Raw genomic sequence first — 2,541 nt, forward strand, 5'->3', positions numbered from 1 at the left:
GTCAGGCCGAGCAGCTCGCGCATGTCGAGGGCGTACCGGAACGCAAGCCGCAGAAGCCACGCGGCGCCGCCACCAAGACGAAGGACGCCGACACGGCCGCGCTGGAGAAACGGGTGAGCGATGCGCTCGGGCTTGCCGTGGCCATCAACCATCGCGATCCCGGCGGTTCGGTCCAGATCAACTATCGCAATCTGGAGCAACTCGACGAAATCACGCGAAGGCTCGAGCGGGGCGGCTGACGCTTCGTGAAAGCACCATCCCGTCATTGCGAGGCGCGACAGCGCCGAAGCAATCCAGAGCCGAGCGGGGGGCTCTGGATTGCTTCGCTTCGCTCGCAATGACTATCCCCGTCGCTTTGCGTTCACCGCGATGGACAGCAGCGTGCGCTGTGCAATGGCGGCCGCAAGCGACGGCTGCTTGCGCGTGTCGAGCGCCGCGGTGCCGAGCTGATCAACGATGGCAAGCAGCCGTGCCGGCGAAAAATTGCGCAACGCCGTTTCGGCCGCCGGCTTTCGCGAAAAATGCAGGCGCGGGAAACCGCCATCAATGACCGCAGACGCCGGCGTTCCCTCGGCGACCGCCAGCGCTGATTTGTGCAGCCAGGTCGCGTGGCGCAGCGCCGCCGAGATGATGAGACCGGGATAGGTGCCGGCGACCATCGCTTTGGCGAATTCCGTTTCGACCAGTTCCGGCCTTCCGGCAAACGCGCCGTCGACGATCGGGTCGAGCGTCAGGTCGGATGCATCCGATACGACCGCCTTCACATGGTCGAGCGTCACCTCGCCCTGACCGTGCGCATACAGCGTCAGCTTGCGCAGCTCGTTGCGTGACGCCTGCCGGTCCCCGCCGAGCAGGTCGGTCAAGGTCGCGCGGGCATCGGGCGCGATCCGCAGATTCGCTTGCCGCAATTCGTCGTCGATCAGCTTGGCGAGGTCGCGCTCGGTGTCGGGATAGCAGCCGATTGCGACCGCCGTCTTGGCGCGCTCGCAGCTTTTGCGCAGCGGCGACTCCGGGCGCAGTTCGCCGGCCTCGATGACGACGCGGCAGTCCTTCAGTTGCATTTCGGCCAGCGTGTCGACGCCGCTCGCAAAATTGCGGGCGCCGGCGCGCACGCGGATCGCGCGACGGCCGCCGAACAGCGGCACGGTCATAGCCTCGTCGACCAGGCGCGACGGCTCGGCCGCAAGCTCGTCGCCATCGAGCTTGACCAGCGAGAACGGATCGCTGGGATCGTCGACCGCGGACGCGAGCAAGGCGTCGGCACGCTCACGGACGAGGCCGGCGTCTGGCCCATAGAGCAGGATGATCGGGCGGCCCGCGTCGGGGCGGGCGAGATAGGCGTCGATCTCTCGTCCGCGAAGGGCGACCAATCAAGTGCCGGCGTAGAAGAACGACGCGAGCCGGGTCTGGATATTCTCCGCGATTTCCTGCGCGGCGCGGTCTTCGCCGTCGCGAATCGCGCGGGTGCGCGAGAAGCGCTGATAGGACCCCGGCATGTCGTAGGTCACGCGGGAGAAGGTGGTTCCGGTCATCACCGACTTGTTCGAGGCGATGTCGATCAGATTGTATTGCGCGTCGATGCCGAGGTTCTCGCTGGTCGGCAGGCCGGTGTTCGGATCGACGATCAGCGAGGAGCGGCTGGTCGTGAAGCGCAGCACCAAGCGATGGGTCGGCGCAGTTCCCGTTGCGGTGCCGTAGAGCTTAAAGGCGAGCGCATTGCGGATCTCCACCCCGATCCGCGCTTCCGGCGACGCATTCGGCTTGTCGACAGGGGGGAGTTCCACACCGAGGAGCTTGTCGCGCAAGCCCGGCGTGCCGTCGGTATGCTCGGCGTACATCGGTTGAAAGCAGCCGGCGGTCAGTGCCGCGAGGACGGACACGGCCAAAAGCCGGACGACAATGCGGGTCCTAGCCAACGACATTCACGATCCTCTTCGGAACAATAATGACCTTGCGGGCGGGCCTCCCACCGAGAGCCAACTTTACTGCATCGAGCCCCAAAACGGCAGTCTCAATTTCGGGATTCTCGGCTCCGCTTCCGACTGTGACATCGCCGCGCTTCTTGCCGTTGACCTGGACGACCAGGGTCACGGTCTCTTGCACCAGCAAATCGGGTTCGATTTGCGGCCAATTGGCCTCGGAGATCAGGCCCGCTTGTCCCAGCAGCTGCCAGCATTCCTCGGCCAGATGCGGCATCATCGGTGCGAACAGATGAACGAGAATCAGTGCCGCCTCGCGCACCGACCAGGCCAGATCCGGCGCAGGCTTGTCTGGCTTGGCCAGCACGTCGGAGAGTGCTGTGGTGAACTCGCGGATATGGGCCAGGCACACGTTGAAATGCAGCCGTTCGATGCCGCCCGAAACCTTGTCGAGGGCGCCATGTGCCGCCTTGCGCAGGGCGAGGGCATCAGCCCCGAATGACGCCGGCCGTCCGCTCGGTGCGTTCTTCGCGATGTCCACGGATTCGTTCACGACCCGCCACAGGCGCTGCGCGAAACGCGAGGCGCCCTGGACCCGTTCATCGCTCCAGATCACGTCGCG

The 2,541-nt window shown here is 65.6% G+C and carries 3 protein-coding genes and 1 pseudogene; 1 reads left to right on the forward strand and 3 read right to left on the reverse strand.

The features are described 5' to 3' along the window. Positions 1-239 (forward strand): annotated as a pseudogene (locus JOZ76_RS30095) (ParB/RepB/Spo0J family partition protein); the annotation flags it as partial. Positions 240-341: 102 nt separating this feature from the next. Here the strand turns inward: JOZ76_RS30095 and holA are convergent. The 3 genes from holA to JOZ76_RS30110 all read right to left on the reverse strand — a co-directional run. After that, entirely contained in the window at positions 342-1,370 is a 1,029-nt protein-coding gene (holA, locus tag JOZ76_RS30100; protein WP_291704933.1) for a DNA polymerase III subunit delta, read from the reverse strand. After that, positions 1,371-1,922 (reverse strand): LPS assembly lipoprotein LptE, encoded by a 552-nt coding sequence (gene lptE / locus JOZ76_RS30105; protein WP_291704935.1) that lies wholly within the window; start codon positions 1,920-1,922, stop codon positions 1,371-1,373. After that, positions 1,909-2,541 (reverse strand): class I tRNA ligase family protein (locus tag JOZ76_RS30110; RefSeq protein WP_291704937.1); only part of this gene is annotated, 633 nt, incomplete at its 5' end. The genes JOZ76_RS30110 and lptE, both read right to left, overlap by 14 nt.

It is taken from the genome of Bradyrhizobium sp., assembly GCF_019244115.1.
GTDB lineage: Bacteria > Pseudomonadota > Alphaproteobacteria > Rhizobiales > Xanthobacteraceae > Bradyrhizobium.

What these genes read in the sequence shown, in the direction of transcription:
- lptE (WP_291704935.1), bottom strand. Translation starts at nt 1,922, where the DNA reads ATGTCGTTGGCTAGGACCCGCATTGTCGTCCGGCTTTTGGCCGTGTCC.